The sequence below is a fragment of the Aureimonas sp. AU20 genome (assembly GCF_001442755.1).
In the GTDB taxonomy this organism is placed as follows: domain Bacteria; phylum Pseudomonadota; class Alphaproteobacteria; order Rhizobiales; family Rhizobiaceae; genus Aureimonas.
Genome location: NZ_CP006367.1, coordinates 1,350,205 through 1,375,462, shown reverse-complemented (window position 1 = coordinate 1,375,462; position 25,258 = coordinate 1,350,205). Strand labels below are relative to the sequence as shown.

The window sequence follows — 25,258 nt, the reverse complement described above, 5'->3', positions numbered from 1 at the left end:
AGAACGAGGCTTGGGGCTTCATCCCTTCACGCCGCCTGCCGTGAGGCCGGAGATGATCTTGCGCTGGAACACCAGCACCAGGACGATCAGCGGAACGGTGACCACCACCGAGGCCGCCATGATCGTGCCCCAGGGCGTTTCCTGCTCCGATGCGCCGGACAGAAGCGCGATGGCGACCGGCACGGTGCGCGTGTCGTTGTTGGAGACGAAGGTGAGCGCGAAGAGGAATTCGTTCCACGCGGCGATGAAGGCGAGAAGCCCCGTGGTGACGAGCGCCGGCCACATCAGCGGCAGGAAGACGCGGCGAACGATGGTGAAGGGGGAGGCGCCATCGACGATCGCCGCCTCCTCGATCTCGATCGGCAGATCGCGCATGAAGGTGGTCAGCACCCACACGGTGAAGGGCAGCGTGAAGATCATGTAGGCGAAGATCAGCGCGAAGAGCGTGTTGTAGAGGCCCATCGCGCGGATCATCTCGAATAGACCGGCGAGCACCGCGATCTGCGGAAACATCGACACGGCGAGGATGGTCAGGAGCAGAAGCCCCCGCCCGCGGAAGGGCACGCGCGACAGCGCATAGGCCGCCGTCACCGCCAGGAACAGCGAGATCACGACGACCGACACGGCCACGATCAGCGAGTTCAGGACGTTTCGCAGGAAGGTCGCCGTCGACAGGACACCCTCGTAGTTGATGAGCGTGACGGCGCGCGGGAGATAGTCGATGCGGAAGAGATCGGTGCCCGTCTTCAGACTGGTCAGAATGGCGTAGTAGAATGGAAAGACCGAGAAGAGGACGATCGCCACCACCAGCGCGTAGAAGCCGGTGCGCCCGGCGACGGCCTTGAGGGAACGGGCGCTCATGTCCGGTTTCCTTCCAGATTGAGGCGGGCGGTCTTGATGTAGAGCAGCGTGATCATCGCGATCACGAGGAAGAGTAGCGTCGAGGCGGCCGAGCCTTGGGCGAAATTGTCGAACTGGAAGAGATTTTCCTGGGCGTAGACGCTCATGGTCTTGGTCTGCGAATTGTTCGGCGTCAGCACGTAGATGAGGTCGAAGACGCGCAGCGCGTCCAGCGCCCGGAAGATGACGGCGACGAGGATCGCCGGCCGGATCAGGGGCAGCGTCACCTTGAAGAAGACCTTCACCGCGTTCACCCCGTCGATCTTGGCCGCCTCGTAGACATCGCCCGGCACCATCTGGAGGCCGGCGAGGATGAGCAGCGCCATGAAGGGCGTCGTCTTCCAGACGTCGACGATGATGACCGCGATCATCGCCGTGTCGGGCGAGGCGGTCCAGGCGATGGGGGAGGAGATGAGGCCGACGCTCACCAGCATGTCGTTGAGAATGCCGAACTGGTCGTTCATCATCCAAGCCCACATCTTGGCCGAGACGATGGTCGGGATCGCCCAGGGGATGAGCACCGCCGCGCGCACGAAGGCGCGGCCGGGGAAATTGGCGTTGAGCACCAGCGCGAAGATGAGGCCGAGCACCGTCTCGATCGACACGGAAATCAGCGTGTAGCGGACCGTGTTCCACACGGCCTGCCACCAGACGGGATCAACCAGAAGGCCGAAGGCTTCGCCCTCCCCGCCGCCATAGTCCACCCATTCGTAGTAGTTGCGAAAGCCGATGAAGTTCGCGCCCTGAAGATCGCCGAGCCGCGCGTCTGTGAGCGAGAAGCGGATCGTCTGGAGCAGCGGCCAGGCCGCAACCAGCGCCAGCACCACCAGCATCGGCGTCAGAAAGAGCCAAGCCGCGCGTCGGCGCTGCGAGGACAGGGCCGAGCGGCCGGCCGGGGCCGCTTCGGCCTCGAAGGCCTTCTCGGTCGGGGGTGCGCCTGTGTGTGCTTCGGTCATCGCGAAAGCGCCTCGCTAGGACAAGGATCAGTCGAGGCGGGCGAGAATGCGGCCCGCCGACGAAAGGCCTGGGAACGAGAGGCTTAGGGGCGCCGCTCCCGCTCCGCCCGAGGGCGGCAGCGTCAGGCGCCCCCAAGCCCTGGCGAAAGGCCTACCAAGCGTTGCGCTTGAGGCGGCGCAGCTGGCGCTCCAGATCCTGAAGGTTCGAGGCGGCATCGCCCTGGCCCGCCAGCGTCTTGTTCACCGCCGTCCAGAATTGCTGCGACACTTCGTTGTACTTGGCCTTGGTCGGCGCGGAAGGGCGCGGCGTCGCGTTCTCGAACACGGTCTTCCACTTGGCGACGAGCGGCTGCTTCTCCTTGATCTCCGGATCGTCGTAGAGCGCCGGGATGGTCGGCAGGCGGGCGGTGCCCAGGGCGCGCTGCTTCTGCGACTCGGCGGAGGTGAGGAATTTCACCAGCTCGATCGCCGCCTCCTGATGTTGCGAATATTGGGAAACGGCGAGGTTCCATCCGCCGAGGCAGGCGGCCGAGCTTCCGCCCTCGCCCGCCGGCAGCGGAACGGCATCGAACTTGCCCTTGACGGGCGAGTCCGCCGCCTCGCTGAGCGGATAGGCATAGGGCCAGTTGCGCATGAAGACGGCGTTGCCGGTCTGCCAGACCCCGCGCGATTCCTCTTCCATGTAACCGAGGACGCCCTGCGGGGCGATCGTGCCGACCCAGGACCTGGCCTGGTCCAGCGCTGCCACGGCCTTGAGATTGTTGACCGTGATGTCGCCCTCGGGCGAGACGATCTGGCCGCCACCATTGGAGGCGACCCATTCCAGCGCGTCGCAGGTCAGCCCCTCGTAGGCCGCGCCCTGGAACACGAAGCCGGTCAACTGCGTGTTGCCGGCCGCCCGCTCGCCGTCGAGCACGGCCTTGGCGGTTTCGCCGAGTTCCTTCCAGGTCTTGGGCGGCTGGCGGCCGTATTTCTCTAAGAGATCCTTGCGATAGTAGAGCGCGGGCGCGTCGCCGAAGAGCGGCATGGCGACGAGCTTGCCGTCCACGGTCTGCGACTGGATCACGGCCGGCAGATGCTGGCCCACGACGTCCTTCATCGCATCGGTGAGGTCCATCAGGCCGGAGGCGAGCTGCGGCGCCCAGATGACGTCGGTGCGGTAGACGTCGACATCCTTGTTGCCGGCCGACAGCCAGAGGCGGTACTGGCCGAACTGATCTGTGGTCGAGGCCGGCATGGTGACGATGCGAACGGTGTGGCCGCTGGCCTTCTGGAACGCGTCGAGCTGGCCGCGCATTTCCTCCACGTCCTTGCCGACGGAGCCGAGCGCGATCGTGAGGTCGGCCGCCGTCGCGGGAATCGCCAGAAGCGAAACGCCCATCGCGAACGCGCCGGCCCATGCAGCCAAAGAAGCCATTCGTTCCTCCCCTCTCGCGGCGAGGCCTCCGAACGGGATCGGCCGGCCTGCCTGTTGTGCCCGCCTCCCCGACGGGTCCTGTTCTTTCCGAAAGTTAGCACGCCAAACACGCCGGGGAAGAGACCCACGGCGTGTTCTTAACGCGCAGTTGAAAATAGGCGGGGATATTGCGCTCAGATTGTATCAGGCGGAGGGGTGAAGCAGCAGGCTTCGCCGCTGCCGCGCGGCCGCGAGCGTCAGGCTGATGCGCTCGCGCACCGCCTCGGCCGAGGCCGGATTTTCCGCCGGCTCGGGATCGGGCTGAGGCTCGGCCGGCGCGTGTGCCGGGTCCGTTTCGGCTTCCATCTGGCGCACGGGGCGCGCGCCGGAGCGACGAAGGCCGATGGCGCGAATGCGCTCGCGCAACTCGGCGCGGCGGCGGTCGAGATCGCCATCGTTCTCGTCGAACTCTGCCGTTTCGTCCGCCTCGTCCCAATCCGGCAAGGGCTCTTCATGCTCGCTTGCCGTGCCGAACGACTGTGCGGTTTCGGCGACGGAGGGCGTCTCAATCTCGGCGGCTATGGCCGAGCGCTCCGCCGGCTCGCTGGCCGAGCCGCGCAAGGACCAGTGGGACGAAGGCACCGCCGCGGTCGCGGCGTCCGGTTCAGGGGCCTCAGCCGGCGCTTCGGCCTTGGCATCCGCCCGGGCCGCGCGGTCGGCCGCGCGCAGCCGCTCGGCCGGCGTCAGGGGCGCGTCCTCGATAGTCGTGTCGTCCCAGCGGTCCCGCGCCACACGGCGGGACGAAGGCACGCCTCCCCGTAGCACCGAGACCATGGTGGCGAGGGCCGCGAGCGCGAGGCCGGCGCCGAAGCCGGCAATGCCGCCCGCCCCCACCACGACCTTGCGCGACAGGCTGGAAGGCTGGAGCGGGACGGTCGCGTCGGAGATCACGCGGACATTGGACGTGTTCAGGCTTTCCTGCTCGCTCGTCTGGCGGGTGCGCAGGAGATAGGCCTCGTAGACCGCGCGCGAGGCGTCGACCTCGCGCTCCAGCTCGCGCAGGCGAACGAAGGAGCCGCTGGTCTCGATCTGGCGCGAGCGCAGCGTGTCGATCTGTTGCGACAGGTCGGCTTCCGTTTCGCGGGCGCGGGCGAGCTCGGTCTGCGCGGAGGCGACGATGCGGCCGAGTTCGGTCTGAATGGCCCGGCGGGCCGTGGCCACCGCCTCGTCCGCGCCAATGCGCTGAGGATGGCGCGGGCCGAGGCGGGTCGAGAGAACCGCCGCGCTCTGGCTCGCGTCCGTATAGGTCTGGCGCAGGCGCTGCAGCGTTTCGGAGTTCAGCCCCTCGGGAAAGGAGCCTTCCACCACGTCGTTGACGCTGGCCTTGCGCAGAGACTGGGCGCGCACGTCGAGCGCGGTGATCTGGGCGCGCACGTCGGCCAGTTGGCTGTTGACGCGGGTGATGTAGTCGTCGTCGATCAGCCGGCCGCCGACGCCCACCAGCCGATTGTCGGCCTTGTAGCTTTCCACCGCGTCTTCCGCGTTGACGACGCGCTGGCGCAGCTCGGCAAGGCGCGAGGACAAGGCGGTTGTGGCGCGGCGCGCCAGTTCGGATTGGGCGCGGCCCTGCTCGGCGATGAAGGTTTCGGTCAGGAGATTGGCGAGGCGCGGGGCCTTCTCCGCGTCTTCCGAGGTGACCGAAACGTTGATGACGAAGCTGTTGGCGTTGCGCGCCGCCTTCACATGCTCGGCGAGGTTGGAGATCGTCAGAAGCTGACGGTCGCGCACCACGGCGCCGGTGTCGGAGGAGAACAGCGCGCTAAGCACGCTGCCGACGCCGGAGATTAGGCTGGTGCGGGTGCCGTTGAACTCGGGGTCGGCGGCGAGGCCCGCCTTGGAGACGACCTGTTCTAGCACCGTGTTGGAGGTCATCACCGCGATCTGGCTTTCTACCAGCGCCAGCGTCGCGTCCGTGCTCATGCCGGTCGGCGCCACGGTGACGTCGTTCTGCACGATGTTGAGATCGCGCGGGTCGAGCACGATCTGAGCGATGCCGGTGTAGCGTTTGGGTGTGGAATAGGCGTAGGCACCGGCAAGACCGAGGCCTAGAAGCGTGGTGAGCACGAGAAGGCCGCGCCGGTCCCAGATGCCGCCCGCGATCACGGCGGGGTCGAACAGCGACGCCCGCTCCTGCGCCTGCCGGCGGGAGTTCGTCTCGGAGCCGTCGGCACGCTCCGCGCTGCTGTCGGAATGAAACATCCGGGATGTGCCCGTTCGGTTCGAAGTTTGGTCAATCAAACTTCACTGAAGATGGAAAACAAATCGTTAACACCTCTCTCGCCCCCTCGCCCAGCCCTCAACCGCCGAGCGCGAGCCTGTGGCGTAGTGTCGCATACCAGGCCTTGGGGCGTAGCGCGGCGTCGAAGGGCAAAGGCCGGTTGGGCCGCCCGTCCGTGCGCGGCATGGCGTCGGGAACCCAGGTGTAGCGGTCGCTGATCCCCCAGGTGATGACGGCGTAGGGCCGCTGGCCGGCGAACAACCCGTCGAGGAAGTCGGTCACGACGATCTCGGCCGCGTGGTCGATCGCGTCCTCGTCGCCGCGCACCTGAAAGTCGATCACGTCCAGCTCGCTCGCCAGAAGCCCGACGCCCAGCGCCTTGAGGTCCCGCCCGAAACGGGCGAGCGCCTCGCGATCGACCTTGATATGGCTGTAGAGATGGGCCTGAAGCCCCACCATGTCGACGCGCAGCCCCTCGTCCTGCAACGATCGGACGAGCTTCAGGATCTCGGCGCGGCGGGTGTCGTAGCGCGGGCCTTCGAACTCCAGATCGTATTCGTTGATGACGAGGCGCGCCTCCGGGTCGGCGCGCATGGCCGCGCGAAAGGCCAGCGGAACATGCCGGTTGCCCAGCCGGCGCTGCCAGAACGTGTCGCGCATCGGCCCGCCGCGCTCGCGCGGGTCGTGCGCGATCACTTCGTTCACCACGTCCCAGCTGCCCAGACGGCCCCGGTAATGCGCGGCGGTGCGTTCGATATGCTCCACCAGCACGGCCTCCGCATCGGCGGGGTCGCGGATCGCCTCCAGCCAGGGCGGGTTGGTGGACCACCAGACGAAGGCGTGGCCGCGCGACAGCATGCCCCGCTCGCGCGCCCAGTTCACCATCCGGTCGGCCGGCTCGAACAGGAATTCCGGCCGCGTCGGGCGAAGCAGGCCGAACTTCAGCTCGTTGGAGGGCATGAGGAGATCGCATTCGCGCTCGATCAGCGCGCGGTAGTCGGCGTCGGCCTCGAACTGGTCGACCTGCACCGCCGCGCCGAAGGGCACGCGCGGCGTCAGCGCGGCAGCCGGCGAGGTTCTCACCGCCGCCGTCCCCAGAAGCGCCGCGCCCGTGGCCAGGAGCGAACGACGCGTTAAGCCCGCCCGGCTAGACTTCGCCGCCGGAAGAGGATTCGAAGGAGAGCGCGCGCGGGAGGACGGGGGTCCCCCACCCACCGGCGCGGCGTCTTCGCCTCGATCCGGGACGCGAGGGCAGAAGGGAAATCGGTCGGTCTCTTCTGTCACGTCGGAAACGGCCTTTTGGAGATTTGCCATGCGCCCGATTCGAAGCCTCGTTCGGCTCGGCCAAGCCAATCTTCACCTTCTGCGCGACTATGCCAAGCTCATCGGCGGATCGGCCGGCCGGCTCGTTCTCTCGCTCGCCTATTTCACGGCGGTCGCCAACGCGCTGAGCGTGGAGGGCTTCGGCCTGTTCGCCACGGCATCGGCCACGGGCATCGTCCTCTCGCGCATCGCCGGGCTCGGCTTCGTTTCGCCGCTCTACCGCGCCGCCACGCGCAAGCCGCATCTCGTGGGCACCTACACCGCCGGCTATCTCGTCGCGCTGGTTCTCTCGCTGCCGCTCGTCGTGCTGGCCGCGCTCGGCTTCTTCGCCCTGGTCTTTGCCGGCGACATGGCGCTTCTTCCCTTCGCCCTCGTGGTCGCGGCCGAGGTCCTCGGCTGGCGCTCGCTGGAGATCGTCTGCATCGTCAACAACGGCATGGGCCAGTTCGGGCGCGCCTCGCTGCTCGTGGTGCTGGGCTCGGCGGTCAAGGCGCTGGCCGCGCTCGCCTTCGCCCATGCCGGCATCGGCTCGGGCGATCTCCTGTCGTGGAGCGTCTTCTATCTCGCCGCCAATATGGGCTCCGCCCTCCTCGGCATCGCCCTGTTCTATCCGCGCCAGCGGCTGCGGCTACGCCCGGCGCTCTATCTCAAGCGCCTGTCAGACAGCCTCGCCGTCGCGGGCGCCGACATCCTGTTCTATCTTCAGTCGGAACTCGACAAGCTTCTGGTTCTCTCGCTGGGCGGGCCGGCCGTGGCCGGCGTCTACGCCATGCTGATGCGCCTCATCGACCTGACGGCGCTGCCGGTACGCTCCTTCAACATGATGATCGTCCAGAAACTGATCCGCAGCCCCGGCTTTCTCCAGTCCTGGCGCCGGCGCTGGCTGACGGAGGGCGGCATCGCGCTGGTCTCGGTCGCCGGCATGGCGGCGCTCGGCTTCGTGCTGACGGTTTCCCCCACCCTTCTCGGGCGCAATGTCGCGGACGCGGCGCCCCTCGTGCTTCTCGTTCTTCTCGTGCCGGCCTTCCGAAATCTCGTGGAATATCAGAGCGAGCTGCTCTACGCGCACGGCCGCACCGGGATGCGCGCCGCGATCCTGGCGCTGCTCGGCGGCCTAAAGGCAGGGTTCCTGACGCTGCTGCTCCAGGGCGCGGCGGCAACGCCGGACGGAAACTGGATTCTCGGCCTCAACGGCGTCTTCGCCGCGCTCTGGATCGCCTCTGCCGGCGCCAGCTATGTCGCGCTGGACTGGCGCAGCCGCGGGCCGCAGCGGCCGGGGCCGGCCGGCGCGCCGGACATCGCCACGGCTTGAGCCACAGGCGTCTCGACGTCTCAGTCGCCGAGCCCGACCACGCGGCGGATCGTCGCCGGATCGGTGCCCGTGAAGGACTGGAGGCCGAGCGCCACCTGCTCGGGCGCCAATTCCTCCAGGAAGCCGCGAAGGCCCGCCGCGTCCAGCGGCGGCCCGTCCCAGTAGACCGCGCAAAGCCGCTCGTCGGTCGGCAGATGTCGCTCCGGACGCCCTTCCACCTCGTCGGCGAAGCGCCCGTAGATCGTGCATTCCGACAGGGCGCGCGAGCCGGCGAGCGCCATCATGGGCGGGCGATGCGTCGAGGCCCCGATCCGCTCCAGAAGCGCGCGCACCGTGTCGCGCCGCCAGGCGATCAGCGTGGTGATGTAGGTCGGCGCCGGGATCGGCTCGGGCGGCAGGCCGAGCAGCGCGGCCGCGCGCCGGGACCAGCGCTCGTGCTCGGGCCGCCGCTCCGGCTCGACCTCGGCCATCCCGCCCGCCCGGCGATAGAAGCGCACGGCCTCCCCGGCCCGGAAATGCGAAACGTCGAAGGGCTTTACGAAGACGACGTCCGAATCCAGCGACACCAGCACGCCCTCGTCCATCGCCGCGCCCATGGCAATGCGGCGCAGCTGCTGCACATGCCAGCCGCGCAAGGGCGGCCCGAAGGGCGAGAGCCAGAGCCGACGCCCGGCCGCGATCGGATCGTTGATCGGCCGCAGCCAGAAGGGCAATAGGTCTCGCTCCGACACGACGCGCCGGCGCGGGCCTTCGAAACTCTTGAACAGCGGCAGGTCGGCCGCTTCCACTAGAAGATAATGGACGGCATGGCCCGTCACGAAGCGGTCCACGCTGTCGCACAGAAGCCGGCAGCGCTCCCAATCGCCTTTGTAGGAGGAGGTGACGAGCGCGATGGAAGGGGGCATCGATCTGTCCGCGCGGGAGGGCCGTGACTTGCCGGCTGGGCGCCGATCATTCGGGCCGATCCTATCGGCTCGGCCTTGCGAATGCATCAATTCGGGTGAAGCGAAACCTTCGGTTTGAAGGATCTTTCATCCCTTTGCGTCAGGCTTCCCTCATGACCCAAGCGCCCCTTCTTTCCGCGCCGCTGCCGCCCGGCGTCCTCCTTGAGGTCGCCTCGCCCGGTCTCGATCAGGGCGTGGAGATCGCGGTCGTGGTGCCGACCTTTCGGCGGCCGGCGTTGGTTCTGCGCACGCTGGCCTCGCTCCGCATGCAGGAAGGCTCAAGCCCCTTCGCGGTAATTCTCGTTGAGAACGACGAGGAAGGCCGGGCGGGTCTCGATGCCGCTCGGCCCCTGTTCGAATCGGGCGCTCTCCCCGGCACGATCGTGGTGGCGCAGGCGCGCGGCAATTGTGCGGCCTATAATGCGGGCTTTGCGGCAGCCGCGCGGCTCTTTCCCCAGTTGCGCATCGCGTTGATCGTGGACGACGACGAGGCGGCCGAGCCCGGCTGGATCGCTGCGCATAGCGCGGCGCTGGATCGGCTGGGCGTCGACATCACCGGTGGCCCGCAGATCCCGGTCTTCGAGGACGAGAGCAAGCGGGCGCTGGCCGCCCATCCCGTTTTCCGCGCGCCGTTCGAGGCGAGCGGGCCGATCGGGGTTCTCGTCTCTTCCGGCAATGTCGCGATCCGCGCCGATGTCCTGAGGCGCATGAGCGAGCCGCTGTTCGACACGCGATTCGATTTCACCGGCGGGGGCGATGCCGACCTCTTCTCGCGCTGCCGGGAGGCCGGCTTTCGGTTCGGCTGGTGTCGGGAGGCCGCCGTGCACGAGATCGTGCCCGCCCGGCGCACGGAATTCTCCTGGATCAACGCGCGGGCGCTGCGCAACGGTGCGCTCTCGACCCTGGTGCAGCGGGGGCGCGACGGGCGTGCGCGTACGCTCGCCAAGAGCCTTGCCCTGGCGCTCGCCGCCCCGCCGCGCTCGGTTATTGCCGCGCTTCGCTCGCGCTCGGCGCTGATCGGGCTTTACCATCTGCAGATCGCGATCGGCCGCCTGCAGGGCGAGTTCGGGCGCGTCGGCGAGCAATATCGCAAGCCCGAAAGCAATTAGGTCGGGAAAATCACCGAGAGCCGTCGCACTTTGCCATGGGATGCCCTAGCTGCGCTGGAGCATGACAGGGCGGCGAGGAGCAGCGGGCAGGATGGACCTTCTTCGATTGATGGCGCTCGACGCGGCCGATCTCGACATCGTGTCGGCCCATGTGCAGGACGCCGTGATTCGCGTCGCCGACCTCGCCTTTTCGCCCGAGCGCGGGCAGTTCACCGTACCGATCAACCGTTTCGTCTGGGAAAACACTCCGCCGCGCCAGGGCTTCTTTCGCCGCCGGGGCGAATACGAGCGCCGCCGCAGCGTCCTGCATTTCGACCGGGTGCTCGGCGTCCGGCGCAGCGGCTTCCGGCAGAGCGACGACGACGCCGTGCTGGCGCTGCTCGCGCTGCGCTGGAGCGCGGGCGAGGAGCCGTCCGGCACGATCGACCTTGTGTTCGCGGGCGGTGCCGCGATAAGGCTCGACGTCGAATGTATCGAAGCGCAGCTGACCGATCTCGGCGCCGCCTGGAGCACCCCGTCGCGGCCCGACCACGACAGGGGCTGAGGGTCCGAGCGCCGAGAGATCGCCCGCCGCGCCGAGGGAGAGTGCCTGACGTGCCGCAGCGGCTTCATATCGACCAACCCGATTTCGAGACGCGGTTTCGCGCGCTGCTGGCCGCAAAACGAGAAGCCTCGGTGGATGTCGAAACGGCCGTGCGCGCCATTATCGACGACGTGCGGGCGCGCGGCGACGCGGCGCTGATCGAGCTGACCGCCCGCTACGACGAGCTGACGCTGACGCCCGAGACGCTGCGCGTTCCCGAAGCCGAGATCGAGGCGGCGCTGGAGGCGACCCCGCGCCGGACGCGCGAGGCGCTGGAGCTCGCCCATCGGCGCATCGAGAGCCACCATGCCCGGCAGATGCCGAAGGACGATCGCTACACCGATTCGATCGGCGCCGAACTCGGCTCGCGCTGGACGGCGGTGGAATCGGTCGGCCTCTACGTGCCCGGCGGGGCGGCGAGCTATCCCTCCTCCGTTCTGATGAACGCTGTTCCCGCCAAGGTCGCGGGCGTCCGGCGCATCGCCATGGTCGTGCCGGCCATGCGCGGTGCCCTGAATCCGCTGGTGCTGGCCGCCGCCCGCATCGCCGGCGTGTCCGAAATCTACCGCGTCGGCGGGGCGCAGGCCGTGGCCGCGCTCGCCTATGGCACGCAGACCATCCCGCCGGTGGCCAAGATCGTCGGCCCCGGCAACGCCTATGTCGCGAGCGCCAAGCGGCAGGTCTTCGGTACGGTCGGCATCGACATGATCGCCGGGCCTTCGGAAGTGCTGGTGATCGCCGACGGCGCCAACGACCCGGACTGGCTGGCCGCCGACCTCCTGGCCCAGGCCGAGCACGACCGCGCCGCGCAATCCATCCTTCTCACCGACAGCGAAGAGCTTGCGCAAAGTGTGGAAGCTGCGGTGGAGCGCCAGCTCGCCACGCTTTCGCGGACTGAGACGGCGCGGGCGAGCTGGGCCGAGTTCGGTGCCGTGATCGTGGTGCGCGATCTCCTGCGCGATGCGCCGGCGCTCGCCGATCGGATCGCGGCCGAGCATCTGGAGATCGCGACCGACGATCCCGACGCGCTGTTCGCCGAAATTCGCAATGCCGGCGCCGTGTTCCTCGGCCGGCATACGCCCGAAGTGATCGGCGACTACGTCGGCGGGTCGAACCACGTGCTGCCGACCGCGCGCTCGGCGCGCTTCTCCTCCGGCCTGTCGGTTCTCGACTTCGTCAAGCGCACCTCGATCCTGAAACTGTCGGCCGAAGCGCTGCGCGAGCTCGGCCCTGCGGCGATCGAACTGGCACGCGTCGAGGGGCTCGACGCGCATGGCCGGTCCGTCGCCATCCGGCTCAATCTCTAGAGGACCCCATGGAGCGCGGACGCCTCGTTTCAGTCGACCTCGACGATTCGATCGGGCGCGCCGCGCCCGACGTGGAGCATGATCGCGCCGTCGCGATCGTCGATCTCATCGAAGAGAACCTCTTCGAGCCCATGGGTTTCGAGGGCGGGCGGTTCCGGCTGAAGCTGGCGCTGGCCGATCGGCGCCTCGTGTTCGACATCGCGGACGAGGGACAAGCGCCGCTCGCCGTTCACATCCTCTCGCTTACCCCCTTCCGCCGCGTCATTCGGGACTATTTCCTCATCTGCGACAGTTATTACGAGGCGATCCGCACCGCGACGCCTTCGCAGATCGAGGCCATCGACATGGGTCGGCGCGGCATACACAATGACGGTTCGGACCTTCTGCGCGAGCGTCTGAAGGGCAAGATCGAACTGGACAAGGACACGGCGCGACGCCTGTTCACGCTGATCTGCGTCCTCCACCGGCGCGCTTGACGGGAGGAGAGCGGGTTGGCCACACGCATCGACCTTTGTGGGAGACGGACTGTTTGAGCGCCCCCTCCCCTTCCACCCTGCCCCATTCCATCCTGTTCGTCTGCGGAGCGAACTCGATCCGCTCTCCGATCGCCGAAGCCATCGCGCGCTCGCTCCTGCCGCAATCCGTCTACATCGCCTCGGTGGGCGTCAAGGATGGCGAGCGTGATCCATTCGTGGACGTGATCCTGGCCGAGCAGGGCCTGTCGCTCGGCGACCGGAAGCCCCAGAAATGGGAGGACCTCGGCGACGGGTTCTTCGACCTCGTGGTGACGCTCTCGCCCGAAGCCCATCACGCCGCCATGAGCGCGACGGAGGCAGACGCCACGGCGGTGGAGTTCTGGCCGATGCCCGACCCGTCCGCCGTGAACGGCAGCCGGGACCAGATCTTGGAGGCTTACCGCGACGTCTATCGCCGCATCTCGGTGCGCTTGAAGGACCTTTGCCAACGGGTCTGAGCGCGAAGGGCACCGGAGAGCGAGGAGGCCTGCATGGCCTCCCTGCCTCGGACACTCAGTGCGCGTCCACCTTCACATTGCCGCCGGGGCGGCGGATCATGACGGTGAGGAAGCACAGCGAGACGAAGAGCGCGGTCAGCGCGATGAACACGTCGGAAAAGGCCATGACGCTCGCCTCGCGGTGAATGAGGCCGCTCATCTGCTTCAACGCCACGTTGGCGCCGTCGAGCCCGGCGGCGTTGAAGCTGGAGGCCATGTCGGTCAGCCGGTCCTCGGCGATCTGCGAACCCCAGCGCACCCGCTCGGCCAGCCGGTCGTAATGGAGGGCCGTGCGGTCGTTGATCATCGTGTTGATGATGGCAAGGCCCACCGCGCCGCCGAGATTGCGCGTCAGATTGTAGAGGCCGGAGGCGCCCTTCATCTTCTGCGGCGGCAGCGTGCCGAGCGCGATGTTGTTGATCGGCACCATGGCCATCATCAGCCCGAAGCCGCGAAGCAGCTGCGGAAGCAGAAGCTCGTAGAAGTCCCAGTCGTGCGTCAGGCCGCTCATCATCCAAGTGCCGAGCGCGAAGGCCGAGAAGCCCATCGCCATCATGACTCGCGGATCGAGCGAGGAGGAGAGCTTGCCCGAGATCGGCGCCGTGAAGAACATGGCGAGGCCCGAGACGAACATGGTCTCGCCGATCATCAGCGAATCATAGCCCCGGATGCGGCCGAGATAGACGGGATAGAGATAGGTGAGGCCGTAAAGCCCGACGCCCATGATGAAGGAGAAGAGCGACCCGAAGGCGAAGTTGCGGTTGGCGAAGGCCGTGAGATCGACGATCGGCTCGCGCGCGGTGAAGGCGCGGTAGAGGAAGAGCACGGCACCGAGCACCAGGATCACGGTCATGACCACGATGGTCCGGCTGTCGAACCAATCGTCCAGCGGCCCCTCCTCCAGGACATATTCGAGCGAGCCGAGAAAGGCCGCCATGCCGAGAAGGCCGAACCAGTCGAACTTCGAGAAGAGCGACCATTCCGGCTTGTCGAAATCCACGAGATTCCAGACCGCCAGCGTCACGATGATGCCGAAGGGCACGTTGATCAGAAACAGCCAGTGCCAGGACAGCGTGTGGCTGAGATAGCCGCCGACCGTCGGGCCGATGGTGGGCGCGAGCGTCGCCACGAGGCCGATCATGGGCGAGACGATGGCGCGCTTGGAGGGTGGGAAGATGGTGAAGGCGGCCGCGAAGACGCTGGGGATCATGCCGCCGCCGATGAAGCCCTGCACGGCGCGGTAGAGGATCATCTGGTCGATATTGGTGGCGGTCGCGCAGAGCGCGGAGGACAGCGTGAAGCCGGCGGCCGCGAGCGAGAAGAGGATGCGGGTCGACATCATCCGGGCGAGGAAGCCCGAGAGCGGGATCATCACCACTTCCGCGATGAGATAGGCCGTCTGCACCCAGGCGATCTCGTCGGTCGAGGCCGAAAGACCGGCCTGGATCTCGGCGAGCGAGGCCGAGACGATCTGAATGTCGAGGATCGCCATGAACATGCCGAAGACCATGGCCATGAAGGCCAGCATTCGGCGCAGGGGAATGGTCTCGCCGCCGCCGACGGTCGGGCCGGCAGGTTGGGCTGGCAGCTTGGAATCGGCCGTCACGGAGGACATGGGGCTTGGGCTCCCGCCGGGCATCTCACCCGGCCACGGAAACAGACAGCGAACGAGGCGCCGCCCCTAACGGGCGGCGCGCGGGAACGGGCGGAGCCCCGCGAAGGCCGGGGCATCCGCGAGGCGAGGTCGAACCCTTAGGGGTCAGTCGGCGCTGGCGGTCTTGGCGCCCGGTGCCGTGCGCGTGTCCACCGCCACCTTCACCGACAGACCCGGGCGCAGAAGGCTGGCTTCGGCGTCCGTCCGGTCGATCGCGATGCGGACCGGCACGCGCTGAACGATCTTGGTGAAGTTGCCGGTCGCGTTGTCGGCCGGCAGCAAGGAGAAGACCGAGCCGGAGGCTGGCGACAGCGAGGCCACCGTGCCCTCGACCTCGACGCCGGGCATGGCGTCGACCTCGATGCGCACCTTCTCGCCGAGCGCGATCTGGTGCAGCTGGGTTTCCTTGAAGTTCGCGTCGACATAGACCTGATCGAGCGGCACCACAGCGGCAAGGCGCCGGCCCGGCGACACGAGATCGCCCGGCTGGGCCGAGAGATTGCCGACGACGCCGTCATAGGGCGCGCGGAGCGTCGTGAAGGAAAGGTCCCGCTCCGCCTGATCGCGCGCGACCGCAAGGCTCGGCAGCATCGCTTCCGCCTCGGTGACCTGCGCGTCGAAGACGGCGACATTGGCCTTGGCGGCGGAGAGCGAGGCTTCGGCGCCAGCGAGCTTGGCGTCGGCCTGCGCCTTGGCGGAGCGCGCCTGATCGAGCGGCGCCTGCGCCCCGGTTCCGGTGCGCACGAGATTCTCGGCCCGGCCGAGATCGAGCGCGGCCTGGTTGACGGCCGCGACCGCCGCGACGCGGCTGGCGTCGGCTTCCGCGACCTGCTGGACCGAGGCGGCCTGCTGGGCGCGTATGCGCCCGATCGTGGCGTTCTCGGCCGCGATCTTGGCGTCCGCCTGGCGCAGCGCCAGCGCATAGTCGCCGCCATCGATCACGACGATCGGATCGCCCGCCTTCACCGTCTGGTTCTCCTTGACCGGAACGGACTGGATATAGCCGGTGACCTTGGGCGACATGATCGCCATGTCAGCTCCGACATAGGCGTCGTCTGTCGAGACCAGGAAACGCCCGTCGATCCACCACTGATGGCCGTACCAGGCGCCGCCGCCGATCGCGGCCAGAAGCACCGCGCCGAAGATCAGCTTCTTCAGGCCGCCCTTCTTCTTGGGCGCGGCGGCGGCCGGCTTGGCTTCCGCTGCGCTGGCGGGCGCGCTTTCGGTCTTGCGGGAGACGATCTCGAGCTTGGGAGCGTCGGTGCGGGCCGGCCGGTCGGTCGGGGCGCGTTCAGTCGCGTCGGACGCGTCAGGTGCGGACTTGCTCATTCGGAAAAACCCCAATCGAACCGAACCGTTCGGTTCGACGTTGACATAACCGTGATCCATGGGCATTTCAAGTCGGCGGGTCGGCCTCTGGCCCAAATTAATCCGCGACGCTTAAGAACCGACGAAGGACAGCTCGCATGAGCCTTGCCGCGCACAACTCCCCTTCCCAAGCCGATGGCCGCTGCCCGGCGGGGGAAGACCCGGCCAAGCGCCGCCAGATTCTGGAAGGGGCGCGCCGGGCCTTCGTTCGCATGGGCTTCGACGCCGCTTCCATGAACGACGTGACGCGCGAATCGGGCGTCTCGAAATCGACCCTCTATGTCTATTTCCGCTCCAAGGAGGAGCTTTTCGCCGCGCTGATCGATGAGGAGCGCGACCGCTACTTTTCCGAGGTGGAGGCGCTGCTGGTCGATCCCCTGCAACCCGCCGACACGCTGACGCGCTTCGGCAAGCGACTGGCGAAGCTGGTCATGTCGGCCGAGGCCATGCATGCCAAGCGCACGGTGATCGCCGTCGCCGGGCGGATGCCGCAGCTCGGGCGGGACTTCTACACGCACGGCCCCAAGCGCGGGCTGGCGCTTCTCACCGCCTATCTCGACAAGGCCTGCGAGGCCGGAACATTGCGCATCGCGGACCGCGAACTCGCCGCCTCCCAGTTCATCGAACTATCGACGGCGGGGCATCTTCGCCGCCGCTTCTTCGACGATCAGGTGCCCGAGCCGACGGAGGAGGAAATCCGCGTCACCGTGGAATCGGCGGTCTGGCTCTTCATGACGGGCTACGGCGTGGAGGCCTGAGCGTGGCGGGACGGCGCAAGCGCATCAAGACCAAGGTCATCGGCCTCGCCTTTCAGGAGGGACGACTGCTCGCGTTCGAGGTGACGGACGACGAGAGCCGGCTGCGGGGCGTGCGCCCGCTCGGCGGCTCGATCGAATACGGCGAAACGCGAGAGGAGGCGCTGCGGCGCGAGTTTCGCGAAGAGCTCGACACCGAGATCGAGATCACCGGCGGCTGGACCGTGTTCGAGAGCCGCTACCGGAAGGGGGACGAGATCCGGCACGAGTTCCTGTTCGCCGCCCCCATCCGCCTTCTCGACCGGCACATCCCGCTGGACGGCGAAGCGACTTATCTCGAAGGCGACGGCTCGCTCTGCCGCGCGCGCTGGTTCGACATTCCCGCTCTCGCTCGCGGCGAGCCGGTTCTGTTTCCCGACGCGCTGCTGCCGCATCTCCTGGCGGGAACACCCGCCGCGCGCGACTGAGGTTCAGGCGCTGGGGTTTAGCGCCCCAGCGCGAAATTGGCGATCTCGGCCTGCACGTCCTCGATCCCGAAGCCCTTCTCAGACGAGGTCGAGATGATCGTGGGATAGGCGGCGGGGCGCTTGCGGATCGCCTCGCGCGTCGCGGCCTCGAGCTTGGGCAAGGCGAGCGCCGAGATCTTGTCGGCCTTGGTGAGGACGATCTGGTAGGAGACCGCTGCCTTGTCGAGAAGCGCCATGACGTCGAGATCGTTCTTCTTCAGCCCGTGGCGCGAATCGATCAGCACGAAGACGCGCTTCAGGGTCGCCCGGCCCCGGAGATAGTCGAAGACCAGCTTGGTCCAGGCGTCCACCTGCTCCTTCGGCGCCTGGGCGTAGCCGTAGCCCGGCATGTCGACGATGGCGACGGGGGGCAGGTCGAGCCCTTCGCCGCTGTAGCCGTCCGGCACGAAATAGTTCAGCTCCTGGGTGCGCCCCGGCGTATTGGAGGTGCGCGCCAAGCCGTTCTGGCCGACGATGCCGTTGATGAGCGAGGACTTGCCGACATTGGAGCGCCCGGCGAAGGCGACCTCGGGCGGGCCTTCCGGCGGCAGGAACTTCATCGCCGGCACGCCCCGGATGAAGACCCAGGGACGGGCGAAGAACAGGCGCTGCTCGTCGGCGGCGCCGTTCGGTTCGGTCGCGGGGGTCTTCGTCATTCGGCTCGCTCCAGGGCGTCGATATCGGCGCCGCGAATGGCGGCGAGGTTCTTGGTGATGCGCTCGACCGGCCAGTTCCACCAGGCGATGCGCTGGAGGCGCTGAACGATCTCGGGCGAAAAGCGTCGGCGGCGCTCCACGGCCGGATTGCCCGCCACCACGGCATAGGGCGCGACGTCCCGGCTCACGACGCTGAAGGCGCCGATCACCGCGCCGTCGCCGATCGTGACGCCGGGCAGGATCACCGCCTCCGCGCCGATCCAGACATCGTTGCCGATCACGGTGTCGCCGCGCAGGCCCGCCGTGATCGAGCCCATGTCAAAGTCCTCCTCCCAGCCCTCCCCGAAGATGTTGAAGGGGAAGGTGGAGAAGCCCGTCATCGCGTGGTTGGCGCCATTCATGACGAAGCGGGCGCCGGTCGCGATGGCGCAGAAGCGGCCGATCCGCAGCTTGTCCCCCAGGAAGTCGTAGTGGTGGAGGACGTTTCGCGAGGCGAAGAGAAGCGCGTTCTCGGGATCGTCGTAATAGGTGTAGTCGCCGATCTCGATCTTGGGATCGTCGATCAGGTTCTTGAGAAACACGATCCGCTGGTGCGCGGGCACGGGATGGATCGCTTGAGGGTCGGGACCGAGGGGCATGGCTCCTCGCCTAACACGCTGAACCGTCGCCGGTCCAATGGCGCCAGCGAAAAAGCCGCCGGCCCGAAGGCCGGCGGCTTGGGGATCGTCGCTAAGCGCGGCCTTGGCGTCAGGCCTTGCTCTTGCGGAACATACCTCTCAGATTGTCCCACAATTCGATCTTGGCGCCGTGGCGCTTCATGATGATCGTCTGCTGGGTGATCGAGAGCGTGTTGTTCCAGGTCCAGTAGATCACGAGGCCGGCCGGGAAGGAGGCCATCATGAAGGTGAAGATCACCGGCATCCAGGTGAACACCATCTGCTGCGCCGGGTCAGGCGGCGTCGGGTTCAAGCGCATCTGGATGAACATCGTGATGCCCATCATGAGCGGCCAGACGCCGACCATGAGAAGATGCGGCAGGGTAATCGGGATCAGGCCGAACAGGTTGAACAGGCTCGTCGGATCGGGTGCGGCGAGATCGTGGATCCAGCCGAAGAAGGGCGCGTGCCGCATCTCGATCGTGATGTAGAGCACCTTGTAGAGCGCGAAGAACACGGGGATCTGGACCAGGACCGGCCAGCAGCCTGCCGCCGGATTGATCTTCTCCTCCTTGTAGATCCGCATCATCTCCTGCTGCTGCTTGGCGCGGTCGTCGGCATATTTCTCGCGAAGCTCGGTCAGCTTGGGCTGCACGGTCTTCATCTTGGCCATCGACTTGTAGCTCTTCGACGCCAGCGGGAAGAAGAAGAGCTTGAGGATGACCGTGATCAGAAGGATGGCGACGCCGAAATTGCCGGTCAGCGTATAGAGATGGTCGATCGCCCAGAACATCGGCCGGGTGATGAACTTGAACCAGCCCCAGTCGATCAGCAGGCCGAAATTGTGGATGCCGAGCGTGTCCTCGTAGCCGTTGATAACGTCCACGACCTTGGCGCCGGCAAAGACGCGCGACGAGGTGGTGACCGTGGCGCCCGGCTCGACCGTCAGCCCCTGGGCGAGATAGTCGGACTGGTAGAAGGGGCGGCCTTCGGCGGAGTAGCGGAAGTTGGGCTGGAAGGTGCCCTGCCCCTGCGCGGGCACGAGAGCCGTCGCCCAGTACTTGTCGGTCATGCCGATCCAGCCGGCGGCCGAGGGCGTCGGGGAGACCAGCTTGTCTTCCTCGATATTGTGGTACTTGACCTCCTGCAGGCCCTGGTCTCCGAAGACGCCGAGAAGGCCTTCGAACAGGACGTAGGCGGAGGCGACCTCGGGCTTGGAGAAGCGCACGACGCGACCATAGGGCGCGACGGACGCGGCCGCGCCGCCCGTGTTGGACACCTGGTCCTCCACGGTGAACATGAACTTGTCGTCCACCGAGATAGTGCGCGTGAAGGTCAGGCCCTGGCCGTTGGTGGCGGTCAATGTGACGGGGGTGGAGGGCGTCAGCGTCTGGCCGGCGTCCGCCTGCCAGAGCGTCTGCGGCCCGGGGAGCGTTCCCAGATTCTGGCCGCTATAGCCGAACTCGGCGAAATAGCCGTCCTTGCCGATCGTCTCGGGCGAGAGCAGTACGATCGTGGGCGAATTGTCGTCCACCGTCTCGTGATAGCCCTTGAGGCGCAGATCGTCGAGCCGGGCGCCCTGCAGGTTGATCGAGCCGTAGACGGCCGGCGTGTCGATCGGAATGCGGGGGTTGGTGGCGAGGGCGGCGTCGCGCGTCTGGCCGGTCACTTCCGGCGTCTGCGAAGTCGGCACCACGCTTTCGCGACCCGCCGGCGAGACGGCGGGGTCCTGCGCGGTTCCGGCCGGCGTCGTCGGCGTCTGGAGCGTCGCCTGCTGCGACTGCTCGAGCTGACGCTGCGCCTCCGAGCGCGGATGGATCACGAAGAACTGCCACCCGATCAAAACGGCGATCGAAAGCGCCATGGCGATCAGGAAATTGCGGCTGTTTTCCATTATTCACTTCCCGAAGGGGGCGTTGGCGCCTTCCGTTCCGCTGACCTGGCCTTGGCGACGCGACGCGACAGCTCGCCGGTCAGCGTTTCGAAGGGCAGCGAAAGAAGATCGCGGCGGGCGACGATCACATAATCGAAGCCCGTCGCCATGTCAGCCCCGCAACAGGTGCGGATCGCCTCGCGCAGGCGGCGACGGATGCGGTTGCGCTCGACCGCATTGCCGACCTTGCGCGTCACCGTAAGGCCGTAGCGCGGCTCGTCGCCGTCGCCCCGGTCCAGAGCTTCGATCAGAAAAAAAGGGCCGTTCAATCGACGGCCCTTGCGCACCGCTAGAAATTCGGCGCGCGTCTTCAAGCGGCTGGCGATGGGACGGTCCCTCGCGAGGCCTGAGCGGCCGATCAGGCCGAAAGGCGCTTGCGGCCGCGAGCGCGACGAGCCTGGATGACCTTGCGGCCGCCGACCGTCGCCATACGGGCGCGGAAGCCGTGGCGGCGCTTGCGGACGAGCTTGGAGGGTTGGTACGTGCGCTTCATCGTCTTTAATCCCGCGCCGTGCGGGCCTCTGGCAAAATCAATGGTTCAAGATCTGTATCGAACGCGCGAAACTGCCGGCGAAGGCATCCCTCCGCGGCTCAGCATTCGGTCTTCGGCCGGCCTTTTGCGGCAGATGGGGCACAAAGTCAATGCGCCGACCGCGCGCCAGCCCCGCTTTCGCATCCGGCCCTCGCCCGCACCCCTTCAAGGATTTGGTGAGGGCATGGCAGAAAATAAGCGGGGATGACCGATTCCGCACGGTTTCGTGACAATCCCTTCGGCGCATTCTACACGAAGCAAAGAAACCGCGGCGCGAGGTCGCGCGAGGACTTAAAAAGCGGATCGAAACGGATCATGACAGATCGCGCCGATGAAGCGGACCAAGCGCCGCTCACGCGCCCGCGCTGGCGCCACCGGCTTTCGGTGCGCCTGTTCGCCGTCACCGCGCTGGCCGTCATGGGCGCCGAAGTCCTGATCTTCGTGCCCTCGATCGCCCATTTCCGGCAGGAATGGCTGGAAGCCAAGCTGGAAACCGTGTCCGTCGCGTCGCTGGTGGCGCAGTTCGGGGAGGAAGGCATTCTCCTTACGCCCCAGCAGGAAGGGGACCTTCTCGAAGCGCTCGACGCGCGGCTGGTGGCGATCCGCCGCCCCGGCGAAACCCGCCTTCTGGCGCGCGCGTCCGATCTCGGCCCCGTCAGCCGCACGGTGGATCTTAGCGACGAGCACCTCCTGTCCTCTATCGGCATGAGCTTCGAGGCGCTTCTGTCCGGGGGCGAGCGGCTGATTCGGCTGATCGGGCCGATCGGCGACGGGTCGATGTCGGGCGAGATCGTCATCAACGAGCAGCCGCTGCATCGCGCCATGCTGGTCTATTCCCGCAACATCCTGTTTCTATCGCTGTCGATCGCGAGCTTCGTCGGCGCGCTGGTCTTCGGCATGCTCTCCTTCTCGCTGCTTCGGCCCATCCGCCGCATGGTGGCGGCCATGCAGCGCTTCGGCCGCAAGCCGGAGGACCCGGACCGGGTGATCGTGCCGCGTCGGCGCGAGGACGAGATCGGCATCGCCGAGCACGAGCTCGCCGCCATGCAGGCGACGCTGGCACGCACGCTGCGCGAGCAGCGGCACTTGGCCGATCTCGGCCTCGCTGTGTCCAAGATCAATCACGACCTGCGCAACATCCTCGCCTCGGCGCAGCTCATTTCCGACCGGCTCTCCACCCTGCCGGACGCGCAGGTGCAGCGCTTCGCCCCCGCCCTCATCCGCTCGCTCGACCGCGCGCTCGACTATACGCAGTCGGTGCTCGCCTATGGCCGGGCAACGGAAAGCCAGCCGACGCGCCGGCGCGTCCATCTGCGGCTGCTGGTCGGCGAGGTGTTCGAGAGCCAGTCGATTCCGCCCGAGCGGCCAATCGACTTCGTGAACGCCGTGCCGGAGGACATGGAGCTCGACATCGATCCCGAGCAGTTCTTCCGCGTCCTCTCCAATCTCGTTCGCAACGCGATCCAGTCGATCGAAAGCGACGAGGTGGAGGCGCTGGTGCGCCGGGTCACCGTTTCGGGCTCGGCCCTGCCCGCCGGCGACCGAATCTCGGTGGAGGACACCGGCGCCGGCGTCAGCCCACGGGCGCGCGAAAACCTGTTCCAGGCGTTTCGCGGCTCGACACGCGCCGGCGGCACGGGGCTTGGCCTGGCCATCGCGGCCGAGATCGTCCAGGCCCATGGCGGGCAGATCAGCCTGTCCGAAGAGGTGGCGGCGGGTGCCCGATTCGAGATCGACCTGCCGCGAGCGTCGGCCTGACCAGGCCGCCTCCCCTCCCCCCGCGCCGCCGCCCCGGCCCGAAATCGGCCTTCCCACAGGCTCTCGAAGGCTCTGTCATTTTCTTTCCATAAGCCGCTTGCATTCGCCCCGGCTCGGGGGTACCAAGCGCTCACGAACGGCCGAGGCCAAGTGCCTCACCGGTTCATCGGCGCCCGTAGCTCAGCTGGATAGAGCACCAGACTACGAATCTGGGGGTCAGAGGTTCGAATCCTTTCGGGCGCGCCATACAACATAGACGACGTGATCGGCCGGGGCCAACGCCTCACCGTTTCATTGGCGCCCGTAGCTCAGCTGGATAGAGCACCAGACTACGAATCTGGGGGTCAGAGGTTCGAATCCTTTCGGGCGCGCCATTTCGGTCCAGTAAACTGAACCACGTCTCTAGCAGCTGGCGTGTCAGCAATTGCGGCGTGCAGGACATCGCGGCTACCGGTGATGCGCACCGTCGCCGTATCGACCTCGACGGCACCAAGGATGGCGCGGAGATATGCTTTGCGGGCTGGAGTGTCGGTCGAGGACAGAACCTCGCGCATCAGCTTGCCGAAGGCTGCCACCTTTTCCGGATTGATCGCAGCATGCCCACCCGATTGCGCACGCGCCCGCTCAAAGGCGGCCTGTGCTCTCTCTCGCTCTCCTTTCAGGACGGCGATGCGATCGCGCAGGATGTCATCCAGCTCCGCCATCCCATCCTCGACGAGCTGGTAGAGGCGACGCAGTTTGTCTTCTGCGGCCGCAACCTCGGTCTGAAGTGCGACGAGGCGAGCGTCGACCGCCTCCGCCCGAGCCGCACGACGGGCCACAAGGGCGGATAAAACCTCGGCAAGGCGCTCAGGAGCGAACAGCCGCTCCTGCAGCGCCGTCAGCACCAGATCGTCGAGGTGTGCCATCGGGATCGAGTTGCCGCGGCAGACGGTCGGACCGCGTTGAGCTCGGCTTGCGCACGTGTAATAGGCGTAGACCTTTCCCGAGCGCGACGTGCCGGTGCGCTGCGTCATGCCACCGCCGCAATGCGCGCAGGTGGCAAGCCCCGTCAGCAAGATGGGACCGCTGGCGATCCGCACCGGGCTGACGCGCGGGTTATTGGCGGCAAGCTTGACCTGCACGGCCTCGAAGGTTGCATCCTCAAGAATGCGGGGGACGTCGATCGTGACGATCTCTTCTTCGCTGCGCTTTTCGCCGGTCGCCTTGTTGCGCACATTGTAGTTCCAGCGCCCGACATAGGCGGTGTTGGTTAGGATGTGGTGCATCGCGCCGACGCCGAAGGTGCCGCCACGCTTCGTGACGAAGCCTCGGCTGTTCAGCCACTTGACGACTTCCTTGATGCCGAGCGGCGGCGTGCCGGTCGCTGAATCCCCTTCGAGATAAAGACGGAAGATGAGACGCACGGTCTCAGCCTCGACTTCGTCGATCGCAAGCCGCTTCTTGATCTTCGCGCCGCGCCGCTCCGCCTCGACGGCTTCATAGCCAAGGGGCGGGGTCGCGCCGTTCCAGAAGCCTTGAGATGCGTTCTCGCGCATGGCGCGTGTGACCTGCTTACCGTTCTCTTTGGATGTGTACTCGTCGAAGATGCCGATGATCTGTCGCATCATTTCAGCGGACGGATCGGTGCCGGTTGGTTGGGTGATCGAAACGACCTCGACGCCGTGACGGCGAAGTTTCCGGATGGCAAGTTCCATCTCGGCGCCGTTGCGATAAAAGCGACTGAAGGCGTGGACGACGATGAGATCGTAGGGCCTGTCGGCGTCGCAGGCCCGATCCATCAACGCTTGGAAGGCGGGACGCCGGTCATCGGTGGCGCTGACGCCGGGCTCGACATATTCATCCGTGACGATCCAGCCCTCGCGCTCGCAATGCCCGCGGGTCAGACGCCGCTGAGACGGCAGCGACACATCGCCCTCCGCCTGCCTGCCGGTGGAAACGCGCAGGTAGAGTGCCGCACGGCGCACTTTCGCCGCCGAGACCTTTGGCATCGTCACTTTCGTGGAGGACTTGGCGAAGGACATGGTGCAAACTCTATTGATACACCGTGCTCGGTCTCGTCCGACGCGACCACGGCACTGCTCCTGACGGAGTTCAGACGACGGAAAGACCCCCGATGAGTCTTGCAGGCCGAGTGATCGGCCGCAACGGCAAGGATCCGCTTCGTCGAGATCGTTGTGGAGAACTGGGCCGCCCAACGTATCGACGCATTAACCGTCGAGGATTTGGTCGATGAGCGATCCAAGATATCGTTCCAGCACCTCAAGTTCTCGCGTGCACACCGGCAGCGCGTCGGGCAGATCAACGATCGCGCAATGCA

The 25,258-nt window shown here is 67.0% G+C and carries 23 protein-coding genes and 2 tRNA genes; 11 read left to right on the top strand and 14 right to left on the bottom strand.

Going from position 1 to position 25,258, the window contains the following annotated elements; all coding sequences use genetic code 11:
- Positions 1-18: 18 nt before the first annotated feature.
- From M673_RS06090 to M673_RS06070, 5 genes are all read right to left on the bottom strand, one after another.
- The gene (locus M673_RS06090; RefSeq protein WP_061974491.1) at positions 19-861 is read right to left on the bottom strand and encodes a carbohydrate ABC transporter permease; all 843 of its coding nucleotides are present in this window, start codon (positions 859-861) and stop codon (positions 19-21) included.
- Positions 858-1,856: a carbohydrate ABC transporter permease gene (locus M673_RS06085; protein WP_061974489.1), complete on the bottom strand. Its 999-nt coding sequence runs from the start codon at positions 1,854-1,856 to the stop codon at positions 858-860. Before M673_RS06085 ends, M673_RS06090 begins: the two co-directional genes overlap by 4 nt.
- A gap of 151 nt (positions 1,857-2,007) precedes the next feature.
- On the bottom strand, positions 2,008-3,273 hold the full coding sequence (locus M673_RS06080) for an ABC transporter substrate-binding protein (RefSeq protein WP_061974487.1): 1,266 nt from the start codon (positions 3,271-3,273) through the stop codon (positions 2,008-2,010).
- 183 nt (positions 3,274-3,456) lie between these two features.
- On the bottom strand, positions 3,457-5,511 hold the full coding sequence (locus tag M673_RS06075) for a GumC family protein (RefSeq protein WP_061974485.1): 2,055 nt from the start codon (positions 5,509-5,511) through the stop codon (positions 3,457-3,459).
- Between the two features lie 97 nt (positions 5,512-5,608).
- Positions 5,609-6,613, bottom strand: a complete 1,005-nt coding sequence (locus tag M673_RS06070) for an endo-1,4-beta-xylanase (protein WP_061974483.1) — start codon at positions 6,611-6,613, stop codon at positions 5,609-5,611.
- Between the two features lie 229 nt (positions 6,614-6,842).
- On the opposite strand from M673_RS06070, the gene M673_RS06065 reads away from it, so the two are divergent.
- Positions 6,843-8,165, top strand: coding sequence for a lipopolysaccharide biosynthesis protein (locus M673_RS06065; protein WP_061974481.1), 1,323 nt, complete (start codon positions 6,843-6,845; stop codon positions 8,163-8,165).
- 20 nt (positions 8,166-8,185) lie between these two features.
- Here M673_RS06065 and M673_RS06060 read toward each other — a convergent pair whose 3' ends face one another.
- Positions 8,186-9,070, bottom strand: a complete 885-nt coding sequence (locus tag M673_RS06060) for a DUF6492 family protein (protein WP_061974479.1) — start codon at positions 9,068-9,070, stop codon at positions 8,186-8,188.
- A gap of 152 nt (positions 9,071-9,222) precedes the next feature.
- Between M673_RS06060 and M673_RS06055 the strand changes: the two genes are divergently transcribed.
- The 5 genes from M673_RS06055 (at position 9,223) to M673_RS06035 (ending at position 13,081) form a co-directional block, all read left to right on the top strand.
- On the top strand, positions 9,223-10,218 hold the full coding sequence (locus tag M673_RS06055; protein ID WP_061974477.1) for a glycosyltransferase family 2 protein: 996 nt from the start codon (positions 9,223-9,225) through the stop codon (positions 10,216-10,218).
- Between the two features lie 91 nt (positions 10,219-10,309).
- Entirely contained in the window at positions 10,310-10,762 is a 453-nt protein-coding gene (locus tag M673_RS06050) for a DUF2948 family protein (protein ID WP_061974475.1), read from the top strand.
- Between the two features lie 50 nt (positions 10,763-10,812).
- Positions 10,813-12,108, top strand: a complete 1,296-nt coding sequence (hisD, locus tag M673_RS06045) for a histidinol dehydrogenase (protein ID WP_061974473.1) — start codon at positions 10,813-10,815, stop codon at positions 12,106-12,108.
- A gap of 8 nt (positions 12,109-12,116) precedes the next feature.
- Positions 12,117-12,584: a UPF0262 family protein gene (locus tag M673_RS06040; RefSeq protein ID WP_061974471.1), complete on the top strand. Its 468-nt coding sequence runs from the start codon at positions 12,117-12,119 to the stop codon at positions 12,582-12,584.
- Positions 12,585-12,637: 53 nt separating this feature from the next.
- Complete coding sequence (locus M673_RS06035; RefSeq protein WP_061974469.1) at positions 12,638-13,081, top strand: arsenate-mycothiol transferase ArsC; 444 nt, start codon at positions 12,638-12,640, stop codon at positions 13,079-13,081.
- Positions 13,082-13,136: 55 nt separating this feature from the next.
- Here the strand turns inward: M673_RS06035 and M673_RS06030 are convergent, their stop codons facing one another.
- Positions 13,137-14,735: a DHA2 family efflux MFS transporter permease subunit gene (locus tag M673_RS06030; protein WP_061974467.1), complete on the bottom strand. Its 1,599-nt coding sequence runs from the start codon at positions 14,733-14,735 to the stop codon at positions 13,137-13,139.
- 144 nt (positions 14,736-14,879) lie between these two features.
- On the bottom strand, positions 14,880-16,103 hold the full coding sequence (locus M673_RS06025; RefSeq protein WP_061974465.1) for an HlyD family secretion protein: 1,224 nt from the start codon (positions 16,101-16,103) through the stop codon (positions 14,880-14,882).
- 137 nt (positions 16,104-16,240) lie between these two features.
- Here M673_RS06025 and M673_RS06020 point away from each other — a divergent pair, with 137 nt between their 5' ends.
- Together M673_RS06020 and M673_RS06015 are read left to right on the top strand one after the other, a co-directional pair.
- Positions 16,241-16,900, top strand: coding sequence for a TetR/AcrR family transcriptional regulator (locus M673_RS06020; RefSeq protein WP_061974463.1), 660 nt, complete (start codon positions 16,241-16,243; stop codon positions 16,898-16,900).
- A 2-nt stretch (positions 16,901-16,902) separates the two neighbouring features.
- Positions 16,903-17,364, top strand: coding sequence for an NUDIX domain-containing protein (locus M673_RS06015; RefSeq protein ID WP_244493070.1), 462 nt, complete (start codon positions 16,903-16,905; stop codon positions 17,362-17,364).
- A 17-nt stretch (positions 17,365-17,381) separates the two neighbouring features.
- Here the strand turns inward: M673_RS06015 and yihA are convergent, their stop codons facing one another.
- The 5 genes from yihA to rpmH all read right to left on the bottom strand — a co-directional run bounded on the left by yihA (position 17,382) and on the right by rpmH (position 21,141).
- Positions 17,382-18,059, bottom strand: coding sequence for a ribosome biogenesis GTP-binding protein YihA/YsxC (yihA, locus tag M673_RS06010; protein WP_061974459.1), 678 nt, complete (start codon positions 18,057-18,059; stop codon positions 17,382-17,384).
- A complete protein-coding gene (locus tag M673_RS06005) occupies positions 18,056-18,697 on the bottom strand; it encodes a CatB-related O-acetyltransferase (RefSeq protein ID WP_061974457.1) in 642 nt (213 codons plus the stop codon). Before M673_RS06005 ends, yihA begins: the two co-directional genes overlap by 4 nt.
- 109 nt (positions 18,698-18,806) lie before the next feature.
- Complete coding sequence (gene yidC, locus M673_RS06000) at positions 18,807-20,609, bottom strand: membrane protein insertase YidC (protein WP_061974455.1); 1,803 nt, start codon at positions 20,607-20,609, stop codon at positions 18,807-18,809.
- On the bottom strand, positions 20,609-20,962 hold the full coding sequence (gene rnpA / locus M673_RS05995; RefSeq protein WP_148639988.1) for a ribonuclease P protein component: 354 nt from the start codon (positions 20,960-20,962) through the stop codon (positions 20,609-20,611). Before rnpA ends, yidC begins: the two co-directional genes overlap by 1 nt.
- Positions 20,963-21,006: 44 nt before the next feature.
- A complete protein-coding gene (rpmH, locus tag M673_RS05990) occupies positions 21,007-21,141 on the bottom strand; it encodes a 50S ribosomal protein L34 (RefSeq protein WP_019998352.1) in 135 nt (44 codons plus the stop codon).
- A gap of 354 nt (positions 21,142-21,495) precedes the next feature.
- On the opposite strand from rpmH, the gene M673_RS05985 reads away from it, so the two are divergent.
- The 3 genes from M673_RS05985 (at position 21,496) to M673_RS05975 (ending at position 23,312) form a co-directional block, all read left to right on the top strand.
- Positions 21,496-22,938, top strand: coding sequence for a sensor histidine kinase (locus M673_RS05985; protein ID WP_061974453.1), 1,443 nt, complete (start codon positions 21,496-21,498; stop codon positions 22,936-22,938).
- A gap of 169 nt (positions 22,939-23,107) precedes the next feature.
- Positions 23,108-23,184 (top strand) — tRNA-Arg (locus tag M673_RS05980).
- A 51-nt stretch (positions 23,185-23,235) separates the two neighbouring features.
- Positions 23,236-23,312 (top strand) — tRNA-Arg (locus M673_RS05975).
- On the opposite strand, the gene M673_RS23575 is transcribed toward M673_RS05975, so the two are convergent.
- The gene (locus M673_RS23575) at positions 23,283-24,962 is read right to left on the bottom strand and encodes a recombinase family protein (protein ID WP_244493071.1); all 1,680 of its coding nucleotides are present in this window, start codon (positions 24,960-24,962) and stop codon (positions 23,283-23,285) included. The genes M673_RS05975 and M673_RS23575 overlap by 30 nt on opposite strands.
- Positions 24,963-25,258 lie beyond the last annotated feature (296 nt).